Consider the following 22,009-nt stretch of genomic DNA (forward strand, 5'->3'; position numbering starts at 1 on the left):
TCTCCCCCCCAAACGCCCCACCAATCTCCGCCCCAGAAGTCCCAATATTCACATTAGCAATCCCACAATCACTCCCAGCCGCGCTCCAAAACCGCTCAATCGCCCGAGAGCTATCGCTAAACAACGCACTCGACAGCCCTTGCTCGACACCATTGTGCCACCCAATCGCCCGCTCCAGCTCACCATCAGGAAAGCTACGCAGATACAGGATCGGCGCAAACGTCTCAGTCTGCATCGGCGCGAAGTCCTCATCGAGACCCAGCGAGTCAGGCACCCGAATCAGCGTAGGAAGCACATAGTGCCCACCACCATGGGTCGCGCTCCCCCCCGCGAGCACGGTCGCCCCGAGCCGCTTGGCGTGAGCAACCATCGCCGAGAACCGACCGACCGCCGCCCCGTCGATCAGCGGACCCACCAAATTATCAGCGTCGCGCGGGTCCCCAATCCGCTCGCCCAGCTGCGTATACGCAGCGACCAACTTCGCCGTCAGCTCCCCCGCGATCGAGCGCTCGACGAACAGCCGCCGGGTCGTCGTGCAGCGCTGGCCAGCCGTGCCGGCCGCCCCAAACGCGATCGCCCGCACAGCCAGCTCCAAGTCCGCGCTACGATCAACGATCACCGCGTTGTTCCCCCCAAGCTCCAGCAGCGAGCGACCGAGACGCGCAGCCACCCGCGGGGCCACGGCCCGGCCCATCGCGCACGACCCCGTCGCGCTGACCAGCGGCAGCCGAACATCATCGACCAGCGCCCGCGCGACAGGATCGTCGGGCCCGATCACCAGCTGCATCGCGTCGCCATGGCCCGCGCTCTCGAGCACCGGTTGCAGGAGCCCATGGACCGCGATCGCCGACAGCGGCGCGTGCAAGCTGGGCTTCCAGATGACCGGATCGCCGCAGACCAGCGCGATCGCAGCGTTCCACGACCACACGGCCACGGGGAAGTTGAACGCGGAGATGCACAGCACCGGCCCGAGCGGCAGCCATTGCTCGAACATGCGGTGCTCGGGCCGCTCCGAGGGCAAGGTCTTGCCGCCGATCATGCGTGACAGCCCCACGGCGTAGTCACAGATGTCGATCATCTCCTGGACCTCGCCGCGGGCCTCCTCGATGCCCTTGCCGACCTCGGCGCAGACCAGCTGGGCGAGCGCTTGCTTGTGCTCGCGCAGGCGCTCGCCCATGGCCCTGACGATCGCCCCCCGAACCGGCGCCGGGACCTCGCGCAGCGACGCGAAGCTGCGCGCGGCCGCGTCGACCTTGACCAGCGCGCGCGGCTTGTCGTCCTGCGCGAGGTGGCCGACGACCACGCCGCGCGAGGGATCTTCACAGGCGAGCGTGGTCGAGCTCGGGGTGACGAAGGGCAGCGAGAGCTCGAGCTTGGAGAACAGCGCGTGAAGTTCCGAAGACATGGTCGTAGCGGGCAGCGGTCAGCTGGTCAGCGCCCAGATGATGCCGATGATCGCCGCGGCGACCAAGGTCAGCGAGCCGACCACCGCGAGCACGAGCCCGATCCGAGCCCCGCCTGATGTCTGCGATGACACCGCGGCGCTCCCAGACGCAGACCCAGACGCAGACGCAGACCCAGACGCAGACGCAGCGCTCGCGCTCGCGCTCGGCTGCGTGTGACTCGACGAGCTCGACGGCGCGGTGTCAGCCGGGCTCATCGCCCCATAGCTGTCCGTCGTGCGCAGGCTGGCCGAGGCGCTGGCATCCGCTGGCTTGAGCTTGTGCGGCGGCGAGGACCCGGACATGCTCGCGCTGGCGTCCGGCGGGATCTCGATGATCGCCGCTTGCATGTCCCACATCGAGTCGAAGCGCGCGTCCTTGTCCTTGGCGATCGCCCGAAACACGAGGGCCTCGACCTCGGGCGGGATCGACTGACCCGGCACGACCTCGGCGAAGCGCGGCGGCAGCTCGTCGAGCTGAGCCCGCAGCGCGGCGGCGCCAGACTTGTCGGGGAACGGTCGCTGGGCGCTGAGCAAGTAGTAGAGCAGGCAGCCGAGCCCGTAGACGTCGGTGCGGGCGTCGACATCCTCGCCGAGCACCTGCTCGGGGCTCATGTACGCGGGGGTCCCCTGCACGAAGCCGTTCTGGGTCAGCTTGGGCGCGTGGGCGCCGAGCAGCTTGGCGATGCCAAAGTCGATCAGCTTGGTCGACGATCCACGCTGCGGTGGATTGTCGAGCACGATCACGTTGCTGGGTTTGAGGTCGCGGTGGACCACGCCGACGGCGTGCGCGTGGGCGAGCGCGTCGGCGACCTCGAGCGCGATGTTGCGGACCAGCGCCCACGACAGCGGGCCGGTCGCGCGCACGCGCTTGGACAGGGTCTGACCCTCGAGCAGATCCATGACGAAGTAGGGCACGCCCTGGCTGGTCTCGCCAAAGTCGAGGACATCGACGACCCCGCTGTGGCGCACGCTCGCGATCGCCTGGGCCTCGAGCTTGAAGCGCGGACCGCCTTCTTCGTTGGTCAGGAACTTGATGGCGACCTCGCGGCCGAGCTGCACGTGGCGCGCTTGCCAGACCTCGCCCATGCCACCCGCGCCGATCTGGCGGCTCAGCTGGTAGCGGTGATCGAGCAGCTCGGCCCGCGGCGCCTGCCGACGCACGGCCTTGTGCTTGATCGTGGGATCTTCGTCGTCGAGGGTGAGCTCGTCGGGCGCGGTGCGGCTGGTGGGGTGGAGATCGCCGATCCCGAGCCGCGCGATCGTGGGGTCATCGTCGTCGACCTCTCGCTGCGACCGACGCTGTTGGGCCGGGAGCGCGACCGTGGGCAGATCGTCAGCGCGGGTGATGACGGTCTCCCCGGTACGCGTGGGCGCGACGACGGGAGTGCGCGCGGGCGCGACGGGAGTGCGCGCGGGCGCGACGGGAGTGCGCGCGGGCGCGACGGGGCTGAGTGAGGGCGCGGCGGGGTGATGCGCGTCGCTCTCGGCCGCGTCGCTGGTGGCTCGTTCGCCGTCGCTCGTGGTCGGATACCAGGTCACCTGAGGCTCGTCTCCCCGGCAGTGGACCATGAAACCGCGACGCTGTGTGAGCCGAATGCACGCGATCGCTCGAGAATTTGCCGAGATCGGCTGGGGTCGCTCGACCCAGCCAACGCCAAGCGGCTGGCTCGGGGGAGGGGTCGCGAGCACGCAGCAAGACGAGCACGCTGGCGCCCCGCCCCGCGAAATCAATGCGAGGGGGTCTACATTGCTGCCGCAGTTGTCGACGCTAGAGTCTGGCGGGCCGCGATGAACTCGATCCTGTTCGATGGCTGGGACACGCTGGCGCGCACGGTCACGCTCGGCGTGCTTGGCTACGCCAGCCTCGTCGTGATCCTGCGCGTCGCAGGCAAGCGGACCCTGGCGAAGATGAACGCCTTCGATCTGGTCGTCACGATCGCGCTGGGCTCGACGCTGGCGACGCTGCTGCTCAGCAAGGACACGCCGCTGGCTCAGGGGGTGGTGGGGCTGCTCGTGCTGATCGGCCTGCAGTTCGTGATCTCGTGGGCCAGCGTTCGCGTGCGCTGGGTCCGGCGGATCGTCAGCAGTGAGCCAACCTTGCTGCTGTATCGCGGCGGCTACCTGCCGGGGATGTTGCGCCGGTCTCGAGTCACCACCGAAGAGGTGCGCGCGGCGGTCCGCTCGGCCGGGCACGCGGCGATCGAGCAGGTCCACGCCGTGGTGCTGGAGACGGATGGCTCGTTTAGCGTGATCGCGCAGGACGACGCGATCGAGGCCTCGAGCTTGGCCGGCGTCCGCATGCCAGACGCGGAAGCCGATGCAGACGATGACGCGAGGGGCTGACCCGCCGACTCAGCGCGGGTCTTCGGTGCAGATCACCCGCTGATGCATCCGCGAGCAGAACCATTTTTGGGGCGGGGCCTCGCCGTTGCCCGACGACGCGAAGCAAGTGGCCGTCCACGAGCTCGGCCCCTCCAGCGGCTGATGGGCCTCGCTGATCTCGAGCTGCTCGCTGGGACACGCGGTTGGCTCGGCGCTGATCTGCGCGAGCCCGGCGGGCGTGCACGCGAGGCTCGAGAGCAGGACCAGCGTCGAGCAGACGAGCGCCAGATCGAATGACCGCAGGGCAGGGGACACGCGGCGAGTCTACAGCAAGCCCCACGGTCCACGGACCAGCAATGGCGCCGGCTCGAGCGGGCCGCCCGACTTGTTCTTGAGCACCTCGTGTCGGATCACGAAGCGACCCGTGCGCCGGGTGAAGCCGGGGGGATCATCGTCGACCTGCGCTCGCTCCACGCGCGAGGCCACGCGCATGCTGATCAGCGGACCGAGCGACGCGAGCTGCTCGCGGGTGTCCCGGCGCAAGATCAGCACCCGCGCCTCGTGTTGGCGGGCGAGGCCGAGCAGTCGTCCCTGCCACGCCGTGGAGCCCTCGGGCTCGGCGCGACAAAAGTCCAGGATCACCAGACCGAACCCACCGGAGCGAAGCAGCAGCTCCGCCGCGCGGCACTGACCTGTTGGGCCGGATATTTTTTCGGACCCGCTCGGTGGTACGTGGACGACGAGCAGCGCCTCGACGTCGACCCCGGCGGCGCTCAGATCGGGGGGGTAGAGCTCGCCCTGCGCCAGCTGGATCCACGCGGCGGTCTCACCCTCGCGCTGGGCGTGGACGAGGATCGCCGCCGCGGTGCTCGACTGAGCTTGGCCACACAGCTCGACGATGCGACCCGGCGCGGCGAGCTCGGCGAGCGGGCGCGCGTCGCTGGGTGCCTCGGGCGAAGCGGGAGAGCTGAAGCCGGGGAGAGAGATGAGCTTGGCTGCGGTCACGAGGAGTCTCCGTGGGCTGAATGGTAGTTCAGTATCGGTGGGGGCGATGGATCCACGCCAGATCAGGCCAATTCGAGCACGAACGATGATTTAACCCGACCCCGAGCGTGCGGTGGGGTGGCTTCAAACTCGGACTTGTCAGCGCCGGGTTCGCCAGTGGACGGTATGCGCATGGCCGAGCTCCCGCCCCTGTCGCCGCTCCCCGATCTTCCACCCGACGCCGCGATCGCGCAGGCGACCGAGCTCGCCCACATCAACGTGATCGGTGAGCAGCTGGGGTTCGACGCGGACGACCTCGAGCCCTACGGACGCCACAAGGCCAAGGTCTCGCTCGACGTGCTCGAGCGTCGCCGCGCGCAGCGACCCCAGGGCAAGCTGGTGCTGGTCACGGCGATGACCGCCACCCGGTTTGGCGACGGCAAGACGGTGACCTCGATCAGCCTCGCGCAGGGGTTTGGCAAGCTCGGCGTCTCGCACTGCCTGGCGCTGCGCGAGCCCTCGCTGGGTCCGACCTTTGGGATCAAGGGCGGCGCCGCGGGGGGCGGGCGCTCGCAGGTGTTGCCGATGGAGGACATCAACATGCACTTCACCGGTGACCTCCACGCGGTGACCTCGGCCAACAACTTGCTCGCGGCGGTGGTCGACAACCACGTGCATCACCAGGAGCGGGCGATCAAGCGGGGCAAGGCCGAGGCCAAGCCGGGCGATCTCGATCCCGCTCGGATCGCGTGGCGGCGGGTCCTGGACGTGTGTGATCGCCAGCTGCGTCACTGCGAGATCGGCCTGGGCAAGAAGTCCGACGGGTTCCCGCACGCGAGCGGCTTCGACATCACCGCCGCGTCCGAGGTCATGGCCGTGCTCGCGCTGGCCAAGGATCGCGCCGACCTCGAAGCCCGACTCGAGCGGATGGTCGTGGGCTGGACCCGCGACGGTCGCCCGGTCCGCGCGGGTGAGCTCGACTGCATCGGCGCCCTCGAGGTCCTGCTCTACGACGCGCTCGCGCCCAACTTGGTCCAGACGATCGAGCGGACCCCGGCGCTGATCCACTGTGGACCCTTCGCCAACATCGCGCATGGCTGCAACAGCGTCGTCGCGACCGAGCTGGCCCTGCACAGCGCGGACTGGGTCGTGACCGAGGCTGGGTTCGCGGCTGATCTCGGCGCCGAGAAATTCCTCGATATCAAGTGTCGTCAGCTCGGCACGTTCCCGGCCGCCGCGGTGCTGGTCGTCACCTGTCGCGCGCTCAAGCTGCACGGGGGCGTCGCGCTCAACCAGCTCGGCGCGCAGGACATCGAGGCGCTGACGCAGGGGTTCGCCAACGTGCGCACGCACCTGTCCAACCTCCGCGATGTCTATGGGGTCCCCGTGGTCGTCGCTATCAATCGGTTCGGGTTCGATACCAACGACGAGCTGCAGGCGCTCGTCGATCTGATCGAGGCGGAGGGCGCCCGCTGGGCCATCTCCGACGGCTTTGGTCGCGGCGGCGAGGGGGCGACGGCGCTGGCCGAGGCGGTCATGGCCGCGGGCGCCGAGGGCAACCGCCCGCTCAACCCCTGCTACGAGCTCGGGGTGCCGCTGCGCGACAAGGTCGAGACCCTCGCGCGGACGATCTATCGGGCCGACGGGGTCGACTGGAGCGAAGAGGCCGAGGCCGATCTCGCGCAGATCGTCGCGTGCGGCGGCGACGAGCTGCCGATCTGCGTGGCCAAGACCCAGCACTCGCTGTCGGACAACCCCGAGCTGCGCGGCGCCCCGACCGGGTGGCGGCTGCGGGTCGCCGGGCTCAAGCTCAGCGCCGGGGCCGGGTTCGTGGTCGTGCGCACCGGTGATCTGATGCTGATGCCGGGCATGCCCAAGAAGTCGGCCGCGCAGAGCATCGGGCTCGACGCGGCGGGCAACATCGTGGGGCTATCCTGAGGCCCTGAGGGCCTGATGGTTGTGCCCCATCGAGGACGGGGTACGGAGTATCGTGTGAGGCATGCGCAAGCTTGCTCTCACCTTCGTTGGATTGACGGCGTTCACCTTTGGCCTCACGCTCGAGGGCTGCAAGCAGGAGTGCGTGGTGGGTGCGGAGGGCTGCGAGTGCACGGGCGGCGGCGCCTGTGATCCCGGGCTCACCTGCCTGAGCATGATCTGCGTCAACGCGGGGCCCAACCCGGACGAGCAGAGTGACAACACCAGCGGCAACACCAACCCGGGAGACGGCGACTCGGGCGACGGTGACACGGGCGACGGCGACTCGGGTGACGGGGACCCGGGCGACGGAGACGGCGACTCGGGCGACGGCGATCCGGGTGATGGGGACGGCGACTCGGGCGACGGCGACGGGGACGGCGACGGCGGTCCCAAGCTCGACGTGTTGCCCCCGGACGAAGGCAACGACGGGATGCCGTGCGAGCTCGGCTGTCAGAAGATCGACATGCTGTTCGCGCTCGACGGCTCGGCGTCGATGATCCAGGAGATCAACGCGCTCAAGTCCGGGCAGGCGTTCCTGAGCATCGTCGACACGCTCGAGGGGCTCAACTGCGGGGGGATCGACTATCGGATTGGCGTGACGGCCGACAACGACAACGGCTGGCTCGTGCCCAATGGCTGGGCCGACCCCAACCCGTGGTTCGACAGCCTCGAGTACGCGCCGAACGAGATCTCGGTCCACTTCGAGGCCGCGGCGACCAAGGCTGGCAACAGCGGCGGCGCGCCGCTGGGGTGCGAGCATGTGTTGAGCTCGGCGGTCAACCTGCTCGACGGCGACAGCAGCGGGTTCGTCCGCGACGACGCGCTGCTGGTCGTCGTGCTGCTCAGCGACGTCGACGACTACGGCTGGTACGACCAGCAGGGCGGCAACCTGTGCGGGATCGGCTGCAACGTTGGCGGTCAGGCGGTCGCGACCTTGCAGAGCACCCTGGTCGCGCTCAAGGGCGGCGACCCGGCCGGGGTCTCGGCGATCGTGATCGCGGGTGATCCCATGATGAACGCGGGCGACAACTTCTGCGGTCAGCCGCGCAGCTGCGGCGCGCCGGTCGAGGCCTATCACGCCGAGCGGCTGTTCGAGTTTGCGATGCTGCAGGAGGGCATGAACGGCTACGCGGCGGATGTCTGCGATGGCCCCGCCGCGGTGCCCGAAGCGGTCGAGGCCGCGCTCGTCGACAACATTGATCTGGCCTGTCAGGAGTATCAGCCCGAGGGCTGAGCGTGGGCGCCTGGCCTGCTAGGCTAGGTCGCCGCAGCCGCCTTGCGCTTGCGGGCCTTGGACGAGTCGTCTTCCGACGCGTCACCAGCTTCGCGAGCGAGCTGCTCAGCGAGCTCGGCGCGGGCCTTGAGCGCGCGCTTGTTGGCCCGCGCGGTCGCCTTGGTGACCTGCTCTTTGATCGGCTCGGCGAGCTCGTCGAGGCGGGTGCGGAGCTTGCCCAGCTCGGCCTCGAGCTTGCGGACCTGGATGTCGGGCAGACCCTCGATCTCGGTCAGTAGCTCGGCGAGCTTGCGGGCGATCCCGTTGGCCTTCTTGATGCGCTCGAGCTCCTCGGCGCCCTTGGGCTTGGGGAAGAAGTGCGGGTCGAAGCGCTTGCGCAGCTCGCCGAGCGGCTGACCCTCGTTGAACACGGCGTCCTCGAACTCCTGGCGCAGCTCGGGCCCGGGCAGCTGGGGCACGCGCGCGCGCCGACGCGGCTGCTCGGGGTCTTCGTTGGCGGCCTCTTCGGAGCTGTCACTGACGGCCTCGAGCTCCCCGACGGTGCGGTTGTAGTAGTCGAGCGCGTCGTACGAGGGGATCTTGGTCGCGACGCCGTCGTGCTCGAGGATCTTGGGTGCGTGGCGCTCGAGCGTGTTGTAGCTGACGGTCAGCTTGTCGACGGTCCCTCGCTTGAGCGTGAGCTCGTCCTGCGCGTAAGCGTAGAAGTCGGGGTAGCCCCACTTCTCGTGCAGATTGCGGGCGCGGACCTGAACGAGGATCTCGGCGAGGTCGACCCACGAACGGCGGAAGCCTTGGGCGCGGCGCACAGCTTCGATCCGCTTGGGATCGCCGCCGGTGCGCTCGAGCAGGGCGGCGAGGGCGTCTAGTTTGCGGCTGCTCTTGGGCACGGGCCGGAGTTCTAGCGTATTTTCCGACCGCGGATCGAGCCCGCGCCAACCGGCCTGGGAGCGGCCCCAGATCCGGATAGCGGGCCGCCCCAAGCCCCGAGCGCGCGGGGCGGGAGCGGCCTCGGGACCCGGTCCGCCAGCTACCCCTGCGGATCGATCACCAGATCGTTGATCGGCCGAATGTTCATGCCACCCGGGTACCCGTAGGACCGGTTCTGCGTGAACTCCGTGGTCGCGGGCGTGCCCCATCCCCAGATCCACAGACCGAAGGGCGCGTCGCTGTCGATCTGATGCACGCCCGTCGAGCACCCGTTGGCCGGCTGATAGTTGCCGGTCATCAGATCGATGCGGGTCCACTCGTAGTCGCCGACGGGCTGCCAGTCATCGAGCGGCCCGTAGCAGTCGAGGTCGACCGGCCAGAACATGCCGGCCTGCCTGGCGCGGATCACCACGAGGTTGGACTCGGGGTACGACGGGTCGGTGTAGAACACGTAGGACGGCAAGTACTGCTCGGGCGGGACGCTGATCACGAAGTCCGAGTCGCCGTGGCCGCTGACGCCGATCGGGGCCCAGCCCGAGCCGCTCATGTAGGTATGGAGCATGAACGGGTGCTCGGCGTCCTGACTGGTGACGACGAACGCCTGGGGCGTGATGAACTCGGCGATCTCGCCCTGCTCGACGGTCGCGGGCCCGCCGACGTCGGGGGTCCAGTCGAGCGTGGTCCCATCGACCGCGCCGACGATCCGCCACACCGCGCCCTCGTTGCCGCGAGGTCGGTGCATGACGCCGACGTACTCGTGGCCGAGCGCGCGCACGGGCGGGATCATCTGCTCGGCATGATCGGCGTACGACACCCCAACCGGCACGCGCAGGCCCGAGTGGCCGGCCATCAACCCGATCGGCTTGTCGGACTCGATGATGCTGCCGGTCAGCTCGGCCGGCTGGGAGAACTGGGCGTGCTGGCCACGATCGAGCGTGAATTGCAGGACCTGGTTGGCGGCCGCGTTGGGCAGCCCGCCGCCACCTTGGACCGCGACGATCGGGTTCATCGTGACGGTGGTGTCGTCCTGCGTCGCGATGATGTTCATCGAGGGCGCGCGGCCCGGCAGGTCGTACTCGTACGCGTCGGCGGCCACGTAGTTGGTGTCCCAGGCGCTGGTCGGGATCAGCAGTGAGGCGCCCGCAACCGCGGCGCCGATGCCCGCGCCGTAGGGGTTGATCTGATAGGCGACCGCGGGAAGATCCGTGGTGATCGAGAACGAGCTGCCCTTGCCTGTGCCGGAGATCCGGGTGTCTTGCGCGATCGCGGGGACGATCGGGCAGGGGACCCCGCCGCCGTTGGGCGCCGGACCGTTGAGCAACACCACGGCGACCTCGCCGGGCGCGAGGCCGTCGCCCGCGTCATACGGGGCCAGCGTCAGGTTGGGCCCGAACCCCAGCGGGACCCGCGTGTAGGCCTCCACGTTCAGGTTCTGCCCGCCATACTCGAGCGTGATGTGCAGGTTTTGGTTCCACGTGTTGGCCACGTAGGCCGCGAAGCAGGTGTTGCCGCCCGACTCGTTGTCCATCTCGGTTGCGAAGTACTCGCAGCCGATCGAGGACTTGTTGTTGACCATGGCCTCGCACGCGGGCGAGCAGGTCCAGGTCGAGCTGTCGCAGGCCTCGTCGGGGGCGCAGGCCTCGACCTCGGCGCCCTGACAATTTTCGATGGCGTGCAGATCCGCCGAGCACTGCAGGCAGCCCGGGTCATCGAGATCGCCCTCGCTCTGGATATCGAACTTGGGACCGTCGGTGTCGGTGTCGGTGTCGGTGTCGGTGTCGCCGTCGCCATCGCCGGGGTCGCCGTCGCCGTCGCCCGGCTCGCCGTCGCCATCGCCGGGGTCGCCGTCGCCGGGGTCGCCGTCACCGTCGCCGGACAGCGTGATCCCGCTGGTGTCCGCCGGGCTGTCGTTGGATGGGTTTGGGCTGCTCGACGAGCACGCGAGCAACAGGGGCACAGACGCGGCCGCGGCCACGCGAGGTGAGGTCTTCCAGGCGAGTACGAGCATGTGAGCCAGTGGTTCGATGCGCGCCAGTCTACCAGGGAAGCCCGCGAACGGGTCGGTCTGGCGCCGGCGCGAGTGCTATGTTGCAGCCACCGTGGGCGACGTCGTCAACCTCAATCGGTTTCGCAAGCGCAAGCGTCGCGAGGCGAAGCAGCAGCAGGCGGATTGGCAGCGGGTCGTGCATGGTCGGACCAAGGCCGACAAGCGCGCGGCCGCGGCCGAGCGTGAGCTCGCCGAGCAGGCCCACGCCGGCCACGAGCGCGAGCGCGAGGAACCCGAGCGCGATGGGCCCGAGCCCGAGTCCGAGAATCCCAGCTCCGCGCCAGCCGACCCGCCCGAGCCGGGGTGACGGCGTTGAGTCGGCGTGGCATCGTCCGGTGTGCTCCGCCGCGCTCGGATCTTGTTGTCTGCCCTGCTCGCCCTGGCCCCGCTCGGCTGCGCGGGCTCTCAGGCCTACGTCGAGTGGCGACCGGGGCTCAGCCCGATGGACTTCGACGGGACCTTCGAGATCTCGCTCGACGAGTTCGACGGCTACGTCGATCGGGCCCAGGGGAACACCCTGCTGGATCGCGCCCACGGGGAGTCGCAGGCGGCAGTCGCGACCGCGATGGCCGAGCTCGGCGCGCGCTCGAGCGCGGTCGTCGATCCGCGCGGCTACTGGATCGTCAGCCTCACCGCGGACGGCGTCGTGGGTCTGCAGGGCGACGGTGGCAAGGTCATCAGCGGGACCGTGGACTGGTTCGCGACCACGCCGGATCGCCGGGCCGCGGCGCTGCTGACGGGGACCAAGCTGGCGGTGACGATCGATCAGGCCTCCGCGGGCGTCGACATCGGCTCGCTGCTCGGGACCGGGCTGAGCGGCTACCGGTTCATGCTGCTCGCCGACCTGCTCGACGCCGGGGGCGAGCTCAGCGTGTTCGCCCTGCCCGAGATGGGTGGGGTCGTCAGCGCCTACGAACCCGGCTTCCTGTTCTCGTTTCGGAGCCAGCCGAGCGCGAACCAGCGCTGGGACATCACCGTCGCGCGGGTCTCGATCAGCATGTGATCCGTCCCCGCGGGCGTTGGTCGTTGACCCGCCGCGGCCAACCTGGGTACCGTGAGGCCGAGGTTGATGATGGTGATGTCGAAGCTGAATTTTGCGTGCGCTCCTGCTCCACTCGCAATGGCGGTGCTCCTGGCCGGCTGCGGCGGCGCCGAGGTCGAGGGGTCCGGCGCGACCGAAGTCACCGCGAGCGAGGGCATCGACTCGGGCGAGACCGACGGCGACGAGTCCAGCGCCGACGGGTCCACGACGAGCACGAGCTCGACGAACACGACGAGCACGAGCAGCACCACGAGCACCGACACGACCGACCCCGACAGCGGCACCGAGACCGACGGCGTCAAGTTCGACACCCTCGATCCCGTCGACGCTGGCGACGGCGGCGGGCAGAACTGCCAGGGCGGGGACATCTGCGGGGAGGCCGAGTTCAGCTACATCTGGATCGCCAACAGCGGCGAGAACACGGTCACCAAGCTCAACACCCGCACGCTCGAAGAGGAGGGCCGCTACTGGACCCGCCCCGATCAAGGCGGCAGCCCGTCGCGGACCTCGGTCAGCGTCGACGGGCGGGCGGTGGCGATCGCCAACCGCCACGTGGGCATCACCAAGATCTGGGCCGACCTCGACGACTGCGAGGACAAGAACAACAATGGCATGATCGACACCTCGACCGGCAAGAACGACGTTCGCGCGTTTGCGGCCGACGAGTGCATCGCCTGGCACACGCCGTTCCCGGACATGTCGGTCCAGCGCCCGGTCGCGTGGACCTCGGGCACCTACAACGAGGCCACGTGCGTGTGGGAGAACCAGAAGATCTGGACGACCACGGGCGACAGCGGCTCGCCCGGTCAATGCGGTGAGACGGGTGTGTATGTGCACCGTCTCAATGGCGATACTGGCGAGGTCGAGGACACGATTCACATCCCGCACGACGAGGTCAAGTGCACCTTCGGCGCGTCGAATTGGGGTCTTGGCCCCTACGGCGCCGCCGTCGACAATGAAGGCAACATGTGGTTTTTCGTGTTCGGCCAGAGCACGGTCGTGCGCGTCAACTACAGCGATCTCAGCTATCAGATCTATTCGGGCGGTAGCTACGGCTTGACCGTCGACAGCGAGGGCCGGCCGTGGACCGACGCCCCGCGGCGCCTCGATCCCCAGGGCGGCCAGTGGACCAGCGCGATCGGAAACCTCCCCGGCAGCGGCGGCACCGGGGTTGCGCAAGATTTGCAGGGCCGGATCTGGTCGGGCACGGTCGGCGGCGTGGGCTGGGTCGACATGGAGACCATGGTCGTGGGCGATACGGTCCCGCTCCCGGCCCAGGGCAACTATCGGGGGGTCAGCGTCGATGTCGATGGCTTCATTTGGGCCATCCCCCTGGGCGGGACCGAAGCGTTTCGGATCGACCCGGACACCTATGAGATCGCCTCGTATATGGGGCTCAACGCCCCGTATACGTATTCGGACATGAGCGGCGGGCAGCTGAGCAATGTGACCTGTAACGAGCCCCAGGGGTGAGCAGGGGCTGGAAGCCGCGATCATGCGCGATCATGGGCTGCCGGTCGTCTTGACATTGTGGCTACCGGGTGCCATCGAGCGGGGCCGCAGCGACGCTGCGGACTCCCGCTCTCTCCCAAACCAACGATCGAACTCCCATGCTCCGACAAATCAACACCGCCCTCATCCTCGCATTGCTCGCGCTCCCTCTCACCGCCGGTGGCTGCGAGAAGAAAGCCAAGGGCGAGAAGACCGAGAACCCCGACGAGGCCGGCGAGGCCGGCGATCCGCTCGAGGCGCTCAAAGCCATCCCCGATCGCCTGCAGGCCGAGGTCGACGGTGTGATCGCCCCGATCACCGACGCCGAGACCCTCATGGGCGAGATCGAGACCATCCCCGAGCGCTACAGCCTGAGCGCCGCCGACTTCAAGGCGATGGTCCAGGCCAACTTCGCGATCACCGAAGCCGGCGCCGAGATCGAGCTGAGCGCTGACCTCTCGATCGCCGAGGACGCCAAGGCCGAGCTGACCGCGACCTTGCAGAAGCTCAAGGAGATCAAGGTCGGCCTCGAGACCACGCCCGCCCGCGTCACGGTTGCGACCGAGAACATCGTCCAGATCGGCCTCGAGGCGGTCGAGCTGTCGACCAAGCTGGTCGCCAGCTTGACGGCCAAGGCCAAGGTCGCGATGGGCGAGAAGAAGGCCGAGATCGAGGCGCAGATCCAAGAGGTCACCGCGCTCAAGGACGGCATCCTCACCCAGATCGAGGACGTGAAGGGTCAAGTCACCGAGATCCCGGCCCGCGCGGCCGAGGTCGGCGCCAGCTTCACCGCCAGCTTCGCCGCCGGTTGACGTAGGCTGCTTTCAGCTTGGGCCAGGCTGTTTTCAGCTTGGGCCAGAAGCCTGGCCCAAGCTGAAAACAGCTAGTCCACGACGTCGTTCGCAAGTGGGCCAGAAGCCTGGGCCAAGCTGATAACAGCCCAGCGGGGGCCTTTGGGGGTGTCTTCGACGGCGACGCCGGCGGCCTGCAGCAGATCGCGGATCAGATCCGACTTCGCAAAGTCCTTGGCCTTGCGCGCGTCCTGCCGGGCCTCGAGCAGCTTGTCGATCACGCCGCCGAGCGCCGCGACGCGCTCGGTGTCGTCGCCACCGCCTGCGTTCGCGCTGCGGGTGCACTCGACCGCGAGCTCGGGGTACAGCCGCGGGTTGGGCAGCTCTGCGCCGAGCACCCACAGGTGCCGGGTCAGGCAGCGGTAGGCCGCGAGCAGGCTGGGCACGTCGTCGCTGGCTTCGATGCCGCCAACGAACAGCTCACCGACATAGTCGAACACGGCCGCCGTGGCCTTGGACGTGCCCATGTCGTCGTCCATGCCCGCGATGAAGCGATCGATGAAGCGGGTCGAGGCCTCGCCAAACGCCCCGTACACAAAGCTCTCACGCTCGCGCGGGACCGCCTGATCACCGGGGCGCAAGCTCGCGTAGGTGCCCTGCACGGGGATCTTCAGCTCATCGTCCGACGCCTGCTCGAGCCGGCGCTCGAGGATCGCGGCGGCGCGCTGGATCTTCTCGAAGCCCTTGCTGGACTCGGCCAGCAGCTGCCAGTTGAACGCGAGCGACGAGCGGTAGTGGGTCACGCCAAAGAACCACCGGATCTGCTCGGCGCTGTGGTGCTCGACCAGCTGCGGGATCGAGATCACGTTGCCGAGCGACTTGCTCATCTTCACCGGCTCGTTGCTCTCGTTGAGCAGCTGCAGGTGCGCAGGGTGCATCCAGTAGCCAACCCACGGGTGGCCGCACAGCGGCTCGGCCTGCGCGACCTCGTTCTCGTGGTGGGGGAACAGGTTGTCGATCCCGCCGCCGTGGACGTCGAAGTGGGCGCCCAGGGTCGTCGTGCTCATCACCGAGCACTCGATGTGCCAGCCGGGCCGACCGCTGGGCCACTCGGGCCGGCCGGTCTCCCAGCTGGGCTCGCCGGGCTTGCTGGGCTTCCACAGGGTGAAGTCGGCGAAGAAGCGCTTGCGCTCGCGCTCGGCCGCGTCGGTCCGCCCGCTCGCGCCCTCTTGCAGCGACTCGATCGTGCGGCCCGAGAGCTCGCCGTAGCCCTCGAAGCTGCGGACGTCGTAGAGGACCTCGCCGTCACTCACGTACGCGTGACCCTTGTCGAGCAGGGCCTGGACGGCGTCGATCTGCTCGGCCACGAAGTCGGTGGCGCGGGTGTAGGTCGCGTAGTCCTTGATGTTGAGCGCGCGGCAGTCCTGCCGAAAGCTGGCGATGATCCGCTCGGCGTGGTCGAGCATCCCGGTGCCACCGCCCGCGGCACCCGAGATGATCCGATCATCGATGTCCGTGTAGTTGATGACGCTGATGACGTGGTGGCCCCGGTACTCGAGCCAGCGCCGGAACACGTCCCAGAAGCAGTAGGTCCGCGCATGCCCGATGTGCATGTGCGAGTACACCGTCAGACCGCAAGTGTAGATCCGCACCACCTTGGGGTCGGCGGGGACGAACGGCTCTTTTTGTTTCGTGCGGGTGTTGAAGACGTGCAGCGCCATCAAGCCGCTTTTAGGACAGCTCGGCCTGTTTGGACAGCGCGCAGGCGTCGATCAGGTCGCCGAGCTTGAGGCCCTGGGGGATCCCGAGCTCGGCGATCTCGTTCCACACGGGCAGCAGGTCGTCGTCGCGCTCTTTGCGATCGATCAGCTCGTGGAGCGCGGCCACGACCGCGCGACGGCTGCCACGCTCGAGCGCGTCCCACAACGCGGCGGCGACGGGCTCGTCTGGTCGCTCGGGCGTGGGCGCGTGCCCGACCCAGCCAGTGTCCTCGGTCAGCGTGGCGGCGTCGACCGACTGACTGCCGCCAGCGCTGGACAGGCCAGCCCCGCGGGCGGTTGAACCAGTCACGCTGCGGCCGGTTGAACCAGTCACGCCGCGGGCGGTTGAACCGGACAAGCCGCCCGACGCACGGGCGGGCAGGGTCGTCGGCTCGGGCTCGTCGCGCACGATCACCGGCCGCGGGCGCTCGATCACGACCGGCCCGGGGGCCTCACGACGCCAGCGTCGTCGGCCCTCCCAGCGCTCGGCGACCGGCTCCCGATCCGGCATTTGAACCTCACCAGTGGCGACCTTCGCTTGCAGGGCCTGCCCGCGCTGAAGGATCTCCTCGCCGTGGCCCTTTGGCAGGACCGTGACGACGGTGTCTTCTTTGATGATGGCGAATAACGTCTCGCCAAATTCTTCGACGGGGATCAGCACCTGTGGCTCGCCCAGCATCGCGTCGAGGGTCCGCACGGCCTTGCCGCCGTCCTCCGCCTTGCCAAGCGCTACATCCAGCTGATCTCGCAACGCCTCGTCGTCGAGGTCGTCCATGGTCGGGACCAGCTCGCGCAGCCTCTGCACTGCGCGATGGGTGATGCTGTAGCGTCGATGTCCCGGAAACGGACCACGCAACATGGCGCGGGATGTAGCTCAGACGGACCCCAAACACCAGGGCCCGCAAGCGACGCTCGTGGAATTAACCCATGGCACCCGGCGGCACATGCCGCGATCGTCCGAGATCTTGGATTTGTTGCGATCGGACCCATGACCGCGCAATCTCGGGACATGCGCCGTCCGTTGGGCTCAGGGGCTCGCTTGTCCGCGCTTGCGGTCGCGAGCACGTTGGCGGCGGTCTCGTCGTTTTTGGTGGTTTGCCCCCGCGCCGAGGCTGCGCCGATCCAGGCGAACGCAGCCGCCATTGCGGCGGCGGGGAAGCCCGACCGGGCCCGGGACGAGGCGACCGCGAAGGCCCGCAAGGCCGCGCTCGAGCAGGCGATCTCCAGCGTCGAGATCCCGACCGACCCGGCCGCGGTCGCCCAGGTGCTGGCCCGCGCCGAGGCCTGGACGGCGGCCTACCGGGTGCTCGAGGTCACCACCGGCGCCGATCACGTCGAGGTCAGCGTGGAGGTCGAGATCGATCTGCCGCGCCTGCGCAAGCGGATCGCCGTCGTCGCCGCCAGTCAGCGCCCGAGCGGGTTTCGGTTCGGCAAGCTGCAGGTCAGCGGGTGCACGGGGATCGACGAAGCCGCGCTGACCGGGCCGCTGCGCGCCTATGGGATCGTCGCGGACGGTGGTGACGCGACGCTGTCACTGACGATCGCGTGCAAGGATCGCGGGGCGGTGGCCAACACCCACGTGCGCGCGGCCGCCGTGGAGATCACCGCCAAGACGACCGGCGCGGTCGAGCTCGAGCTCGGGTTCACGGGTCGGGGCTTCGCCGAGGACATCGAGGTCGCCACCGGGATCGCCCTGGATCGCGCGGTGGGTGAGTTGGCCGACGAGCTGGCGGTCGTGGCCCGCGGTGAGCTCGAGCTGCGGGTCGAGCAGCCGTGGCCGGCGGCCAGGGTCGCAAGCCTGGAGCGATCGCTGCGTGAAGCGGTGATCGGCGTCGACGCCGTCGAGCTCGCGGGGATCAGCGCCGACGGGACCGCGATCCTGCGGGTCGGCGGCCGGATCGACGCCAAGCAGCTCGGTCGCGCCCTACAAGACCTGAGCTTTCCTGGCTTCGCGCTGGTAGGCTTGCGCGTCGATGGTGCCCATGCCCTCCGCGTACGAATGCAGTAGCCGCCCCGTGTTCGGGGGTGGACCTTGGCGACGCGCGGTCGTCTGGGTGTTCGTGCTCGCGCTGTCTGGCTGCGCGCACACCCAGTCGGGTCGCGCCGCGCCCACCAGCGTGCTGGAGATCAGCTGCGACACACCCGACGCCGACGTGTGGGTCGACGGGCAGTACATCGGCCAGATCTCGGCGGTGTCGGGCCAGCTGCGCCTGGCCGCGGGCGTGCACCGGGTCGAGGTCCGCAAGCCCGGGCACTTCCCGGTCCAGCGGACTGTCCGCGTCGAGAAGCAGGCTGGGGGGGCGGTCGTCGTCGCCGCTGAGCTCTTGACTGACCCGCGCTAGCGCCCTGTATCCGAAGTTCCTGGCGGAACTCCAGATGGAGGGAACTAGCTCCTGATATGGATTGACCTTTGTCAACCGAAAATCTCGTCTTCGGGATCTCCCGGAGAACCTCGCGGGCGGAAGGCAGCGAGGGAACGATCTGGGTCCGACTGTGGGTCATTCTGATATTCGCAGGTTACGTCCGCGGCGGTCGCCGCGGCGCAGAGCTGCATGTCCATGTCCGGTCGGTGGCGTGCGCTGTCTAGTGTCGCGGGTCGACCCACAGGGGGTCGCCGCTTAGGAGCGTCGCGCGTCGCCTCGGGTGTCTCGTTCACTCGCTGCATTCTGCCCGTGAGACGTTGCTGGCAAGCTTCCTCCTCTAGGCCTACGCCGCCACCGCGGTCTTGCGGCGCTTGGTCCCGTTCGTCCTCCTCGACTACGATCTCTTCGAGCGGGCCGCCGCCCACGAACTCGTTCACGCTCGCCTCGCCGACCAGCCCACGGTCCCGCTATTCAGTGAGGGGGTCGCCGAAGCAGTCTCACCGCTTTCATGTACCCGTTCGCTCTCACCTGACCTCGTTGCGGCTGATTTTCGCATCGCCAAGAGTGGATACGATTTGGGCGATATCGTCAGGGGCTACTACGTCTCGGGTGAGCTCACGGCCTGGTTGCTCGAGGAGTTCGGTGCCAGCGCCTTCTTGCAGCTCTACGCAGACGTAGATTACGGCAGCTCGGCGTCGACGATCGCGACCGCGTACCGCCGCCACTTCGACCGTGAGATCGTCGACGATCTGTTCGCCCACGTCCGCACCCAAGTCGAGCTCGACGCGCTGCCGCCCGAGCACTTCGGCTGCCTCGCGCCGCCGCCACCCACCAGCGACGGGGTCATCTCCCGTTCACGAAGTACAGGTCACCTTGCCATCGTGCTTCACAGCGTTGCCTTCGCAGTAGAGGTATTCGGCGCACGCATTGATCAGCTCGATCGCGCCCGAGAAGGCGTTGCAGCCTTCACCTGACTGCGTCTTGGGGTCGGTCGATTGGCAGCACCAGTGCGAATCGGTCGGCTTCACGACCGGCTCAGTGGGCTCGAACTCGGGCGGCTGCTCGGGCGGATCGGCGGCGGCTGGGGTTTGGGCTGGCGAGACGCCGCAGGCGGCGAGTGCTACGAACACGATGGTTTTGATGATGGGCATGGTGCCTCCTTCTAGCCGATGACTCGCGGCCACAAGAGAGCATCGCGTGCGTCATATCTGCGCTCGGGCATGCACCCGACTCAGCGGCTCGCGTGCACGACGGCGTGCATCTGGAGCACTATGCTCCTGCACGACCTGCGCTTCTGCGGTGCTGCACCCGCCGCACCACCTAGAGCACCGACCAGTTTGAATTCACGACGCCAGGCACATCTGGGGCCGCACCTGCCGTTGTCGACTCGGCGCTCGCAGTATGCCGGATACAGCTTCGGCCTCGCTCCTGATATGGAGGGGCTTCGCAGCCCCTCCCCCATGCCGACGGAGTCGTCATGGGACCCCCGCCCCGGCGGGCCGGCAGAGCCAGCCAACTTTCGCGCAGTGGCTGCTCGGTCATCGTGGCTCCGGTCGCGGCGCAGCTATCTTCGACGGATCAGTCCGTACTAGAATTCCGGTCGAGTCTCGATGCACTACGACCACACTCTCGATGCGACACGCACGTGGATCGCGTGCCCGACTCCCAAGCCCGACGCGCGCGCCCGACTGATCTGTCTGCCCCACGCGGGCGCCAGCCCCAGCGCGTTTCGTCCCTGGGCCGACCTGGTTCCGAGCGACGTCGAGCTGCTCGCGGTGCGGCTGCCAGGACGAGGCGCGCGGGTCGACGAGCCGCTGTCGACCACCGCCCGCGACATCACGGATCCGCTGGCCCGCGCGATCGAGCCGCTGCTCGAGAGCTCTCAGGTGGTGATCTTTGGACACAGCCTCGGCGCGCTGCTCAGCCTCGAGCTGGTCTACGAGCTGCGACGGCGAGGCCTGCGCCCGCCCGCGCTGCTGGTGGTGTCGGGGCGCACGGTGCCAGGCACCGGACGCACGCTGCGGCTGCACGAGCTCCCGGACCGCCACCTGATCCGCGAGGTCCAGCGCATCTATGGCGGCATCCCGCGCGAGATCCTGGTCGAGCCCGCGATGCTCAAGCGGATGCTGCCGATCCTGCGGGCTGATCTCGCGGTCAACGAGAACCATCACGTCGACGACGAGCCGCCGATCGAGTCGAACATCTTGGCGCTCGGCGGCAACGAAGATCCCCACGTGACCCGCACGGAGCTCGAGCTGTGGCGCAACCGGACCACGGGCGCGTTCGACTGCGCGCAGTTCGACGGTGGTCACTTCTATCTGTCGAGCGATCGAGGTCAGGCGTGGGTCCTCTCGAAGGTCGTCGAGGCCCTGTCGTCGCCGGCCACGTCTAAAACCGGAAATTGAACCCGGCGCCGGCCCACAGCTGAAACTGCCAGCGGCGACGCACGCCCAGGTTGGTCCACGGGGTCTCGCCAGGCTCGCAGCCCTCGCCGCTGCGGCCGTCACCGAAGATCGCAAACCCGGGCTGGGCCAGCAGCGCGATCATGCCGCGGCGGCGCGCGCCCATGAGGATCCCCAGCTCGAGCCGCGGGGCCAAGAGCACGCCGCTGCGGGAGGCGACGCGGGTGTTGGCGCCGATCCGACACGCCGGGGACACGCCGCCCGAGCGGATGTCGAGGCTCTGCCCGGCCAGCGCGACCACGCTGCCGATCCCGAGCGAGACCGCCTCGCGGCCGACAACCCAGGTCTGTTGGCCGAGCAAGCCCAGGCTGAAGCCCGACAGCAACAGCCCCGCGCGATTCGACCCGGCGCCGTTGTGCAGGCCAGTGTGCGCCGCGAGCAAGAACCGACGACGCGGGCCGAGGAACCCGCCGCCATGCAGGTCGAGCGCGATCATGCCTTCGGCGTTGATGTCCGCGGCCGCGTGGATCGTGGGGCTGTAGCCGCCGGCCATGCTGACCCCGAACCGACCATGGTGGGGGTAGTAGGGGGGCCGGGGCTGCGTCGGCGGGCTGTCGACGATCGCGCCGGGCTCGGGCTCGGGCTCGGGCTCCGGTTCGGGCTCGGGCTCGGGATCGGGCTGGGGCTCGACTTGATCCTCGTCGTCTTCGAACACGGGCATCAGCGCGGGCATCGTCGCTGGCGTGCCGCCGAGCTCGCGGATGATCGCGGCGACCTCGAAGCGATCTTCTGCGCGTGGATTCTGCTGAAGGTACGCGTTGTAGCTCTCGATCGCGAGGTCCCGCTCGTGCGTGCGTTGCTCCGGGGTCGGTGCGCTCAACGACAGCCGCTGGTGACACACACCCAGGTTGTAGTGCAGCTTGGGCGCGGGCAGCAGCGCGATCGCGGCCTCGTAGTGTTCGATCGCCAGGGCAAAGTCGCCGGCCCCGAACGCGGCCGATCCAGCCTGGACCTGGGCGCGCGCGGCTTGCTTTAGATCAGCCTCGCTCTGCTCGGGCGCCGCCGCGCGGGCTGTGGGGGTCCAGCTGACCGGCGTCCAGGACAACCCAACTGCGAGGATGATCGCGAGCCTGGTCGAGGGCCGGGTCGCGAGCACGCGCGCGCTCGGCCTCGCTCGTGGCCGCGCCCGCCAGCTGAGTTGGGCTCGCATGCGGCCCAGAGAGTA

20 protein-coding genes are annotated in these 22,009 nt (G+C 68.8%); 11 read left to right on the forward strand and 9 right to left on the reverse strand.

Going from position 1 to position 22,009, the window contains the following annotated elements; genetic code table 11:
• The coding region (locus ENSA7_RS31840) for an aldehyde dehydrogenase family protein (RefSeq protein WP_106093174.1) at positions 1–1,405 on the reverse strand (1,405 nt) is incomplete at its 3' end.
• Positions 1,406–1,423: 18 nt separating this feature from the next.
• Positions 1,424–2,983 (reverse strand): serine/threonine-protein kinase, encoded by a 1,560-nt coding sequence (locus tag ENSA7_RS31845; protein WP_181234301.1) that lies wholly within the window; start codon positions 2,981–2,983, stop codon positions 1,424–1,426.
• Positions 2,984–3,232: 249 nt separating this feature from the next.
• Here ENSA7_RS31845 and ENSA7_RS31850 point away from each other — a divergent pair, with 249 nt between their 5' ends.
• Positions 3,233–3,787 carry a DUF421 domain-containing protein gene (locus ENSA7_RS31850; protein WP_106093176.1) on the forward strand — a complete coding sequence of 185 codons (555 nt, stop codon included), beginning with the start codon at positions 3,233–3,235 and terminating at the stop codon, positions 3,785–3,787.
• Positions 3,788–3,796: 9 nt separating this feature from the next.
• Here ENSA7_RS31850 and ENSA7_RS31855 read toward each other — a convergent pair whose 3' ends face one another.
• A complete protein-coding gene (locus tag ENSA7_RS31855; RefSeq protein ID WP_106093177.1) occupies positions 3,797–4,081 on the reverse strand; it encodes a hypothetical protein in 285 nt (94 codons plus the stop codon).
• 9 nt (positions 4,082–4,090) lie between these two features.
• Positions 4,091–4,771 (reverse strand): hypothetical protein, encoded by a 681-nt coding sequence (locus ENSA7_RS31860; protein WP_106093178.1) that lies wholly within the window; start codon positions 4,769–4,771, stop codon positions 4,091–4,093.
• Between the two features lie 171 nt (positions 4,772–4,942).
• Here ENSA7_RS31860 and ENSA7_RS31865 point away from each other — a divergent pair, with 171 nt between their 5' ends.
• Positions 4,943–6,688, forward strand: coding sequence for a formate--tetrahydrofolate ligase (locus ENSA7_RS31865; protein ID WP_106093179.1), 1,746 nt, complete (start codon positions 4,943–4,945; stop codon positions 6,686–6,688).
• A gap of 61 nt (positions 6,689–6,749) precedes the next feature.
• Positions 6,750–7,961 (forward strand): hypothetical protein, encoded by a 1,212-nt coding sequence (locus ENSA7_RS31870; protein ID WP_106093180.1) that lies wholly within the window; start codon positions 6,750–6,752, stop codon positions 7,959–7,961.
• 23 nt (positions 7,962–7,984) lie between these two features.
• Here ENSA7_RS31870 and ENSA7_RS31875 read toward each other — a convergent pair whose 3' ends face one another.
• Together ENSA7_RS31875 and ENSA7_RS31880 are read right to left on the reverse strand one after the other, a co-directional pair.
• Positions 7,985–8,848, reverse strand: coding sequence for a hypothetical protein (locus tag ENSA7_RS31875; RefSeq protein WP_106093181.1), 864 nt, complete (start codon positions 8,846–8,848; stop codon positions 7,985–7,987).
• Positions 8,849–8,988: 140 nt separating this feature from the next.
• A complete protein-coding gene (locus ENSA7_RS31880; protein ID WP_181234302.1) occupies positions 8,989–10,896 on the reverse strand; it encodes an IgGFc-binding protein in 1,908 nt (635 codons plus the stop codon).
• Between the two features lie 91 nt (positions 10,897–10,987).
• Between ENSA7_RS31880 and ENSA7_RS31890 the strand changes: the two genes are divergently transcribed.
• From ENSA7_RS31890 to ENSA7_RS31905, 4 genes are all read left to right on the forward strand, one after another.
• Positions 10,988–11,242, forward strand: coding sequence for a DUF4169 family protein (locus ENSA7_RS31890; RefSeq protein ID WP_106093184.1), 255 nt, complete (start codon positions 10,988–10,990; stop codon positions 11,240–11,242).
• A 30-nt stretch (positions 11,243–11,272) separates the two neighbouring features.
• A complete protein-coding gene (locus tag ENSA7_RS31895) occupies positions 11,273–11,938 on the forward strand; it encodes a hypothetical protein (protein WP_106093185.1) in 666 nt (221 codons plus the stop codon).
• Positions 11,939–12,055: 117 nt separating this feature from the next.
• Positions 12,056–13,450, forward strand: coding sequence for a Vgb family protein (locus ENSA7_RS31900; protein ID WP_244923977.1), 1,395 nt, complete (start codon positions 12,056–12,058; stop codon positions 13,448–13,450).
• A 137-nt stretch (positions 13,451–13,587) separates the two neighbouring features.
• Entirely contained in the window at positions 13,588–14,280 is a 693-nt protein-coding gene (locus ENSA7_RS31905; RefSeq protein ID WP_106093186.1) for a hypothetical protein, read from the forward strand.
• Between the two features lie 71 nt (positions 14,281–14,351).
• On the opposite strand, the gene cysS is transcribed toward ENSA7_RS31905, so the two are convergent.
• A complete protein-coding gene (gene cysS, locus ENSA7_RS31910; RefSeq protein ID WP_106093248.1) occupies positions 14,352–15,980 on the reverse strand; it encodes a cysteine--tRNA ligase in 1,629 nt (542 codons plus the stop codon).
• A gap of 10 nt (positions 15,981–15,990) precedes the next feature.
• Positions 15,991–16,878, reverse strand: coding sequence for a hypothetical protein (locus ENSA7_RS31915; protein ID WP_146158370.1), 888 nt, complete (start codon positions 16,876–16,878; stop codon positions 15,991–15,993).
• A 180-nt stretch (positions 16,879–17,058) separates the two neighbouring features.
• On the opposite strand from ENSA7_RS31915, the gene ENSA7_RS31920 reads away from it, so the two are divergent.
• From ENSA7_RS31920 to ENSA7_RS31935, 4 genes are all read left to right on the forward strand, one after another.
• Complete coding sequence (locus tag ENSA7_RS31920; protein WP_106093188.1) at positions 17,059–18,027, forward strand: hypothetical protein; 969 nt, start codon at positions 17,059–17,061, stop codon at positions 18,025–18,027.
• A 7-nt stretch (positions 18,028–18,034) separates the two neighbouring features.
• Positions 18,035–18,361 (forward strand): PEGA domain-containing protein, encoded by a 327-nt coding sequence (locus ENSA7_RS31925; RefSeq protein ID WP_181234303.1) that lies wholly within the window; start codon positions 18,035–18,037, stop codon positions 18,359–18,361.
• Positions 18,362–18,753: 392 nt separating this feature from the next.
• Positions 18,754–19,356 (forward strand): hypothetical protein, encoded by a 603-nt coding sequence (locus ENSA7_RS31930; RefSeq protein WP_146158371.1) that lies wholly within the window; start codon positions 18,754–18,756, stop codon positions 19,354–19,356.
• A gap of 636 nt (positions 19,357–19,992) precedes the next feature.
• The gene (locus ENSA7_RS31935) at positions 19,993–20,787 is read left to right on the forward strand and encodes a thioesterase II family protein (RefSeq protein ID WP_106093191.1); all 795 of its coding nucleotides are present in this window, start codon (positions 19,993–19,995) and stop codon (positions 20,785–20,787) included.
• Here ENSA7_RS31935 and ENSA7_RS31940 read toward each other — a convergent pair.
• Positions 20,771–21,994 (reverse strand): tetratricopeptide repeat protein, encoded by a 1,224-nt coding sequence (locus ENSA7_RS31940; RefSeq protein ID WP_146158372.1) that lies wholly within the window; start codon positions 21,992–21,994, stop codon positions 20,771–20,773. The genes ENSA7_RS31935 and ENSA7_RS31940 overlap by 17 nt on opposite strands.
• Positions 21,995–22,009 lie beyond the last annotated feature (15 nt).

Source organism: Enhygromyxa salina, from assembly GCF_002994635.1.
Taxonomy (GTDB): Bacteria; Myxococcota_A; Polyangia; order Nannocystales; family Nannocystaceae; genus Plesiocystis; species Plesiocystis salina_B.

Coding starts and splice junctions, on each gene's coding strand:
- ENSA7_RS31850 (WP_106093176.1), top strand. CDS start 3,233: ATGAACTCGATCCTGTTCGATGGCTGGGACACGCTGGCGCGCACGGTC.
- ENSA7_RS31865 (WP_106093179.1), top strand. CDS start 4,943: ATGGCCGAGCTCCCGCCCCTGTCGCCGCTCCCCGATCTTCCACCCGAC.
- ENSA7_RS31870 (WP_106093180.1), top strand. CDS start 6,750: ATGCGCAAGCTTGCTCTCACCTTCGTTGGATTGACGGCGTTCACCTTT.
- ENSA7_RS31880 (WP_181234302.1), bottom strand. CDS start 10,896: ATGCTCGTACTCGCCTGGAAGACCTCACCTCGCGTGGCCGCGGCCGCG.
- ENSA7_RS31900 (WP_244923977.1), top strand. CDS start 12,056: ATGGCGGTGCTCCTGGCCGGCTGCGGCGGCGCCGAGGTCGAGGGGTCC.
- ENSA7_RS31905 (WP_106093186.1), top strand. CDS start 13,588: ATGCTCCGACAAATCAACACCGCCCTCATCCTCGCATTGCTCGCGCTC.
- cysS (WP_106093248.1), bottom strand. CDS start 15,980: ATGGCGCTGCACGTCTTCAACACCCGCACGAAACAAAAAGAGCCGTTC.
- ENSA7_RS31915 (WP_146158370.1), bottom strand. CDS start 16,878: ATGTTGCGTGGTCCGTTTCCGGGACATCGACGCTACAGCATCACCCAT.
- ENSA7_RS31935 (WP_106093191.1), top strand. CDS start 19,993: ATGCACTACGACCACACTCTCGATGCGACACGCACGTGGATCGCGTGC.
- ENSA7_RS31940 (WP_146158372.1), bottom strand. CDS start 21,994: ATGCGAGCCCAACTCAGCTGGCGGGCGCGGCCACGAGCGAGGCCGAGC.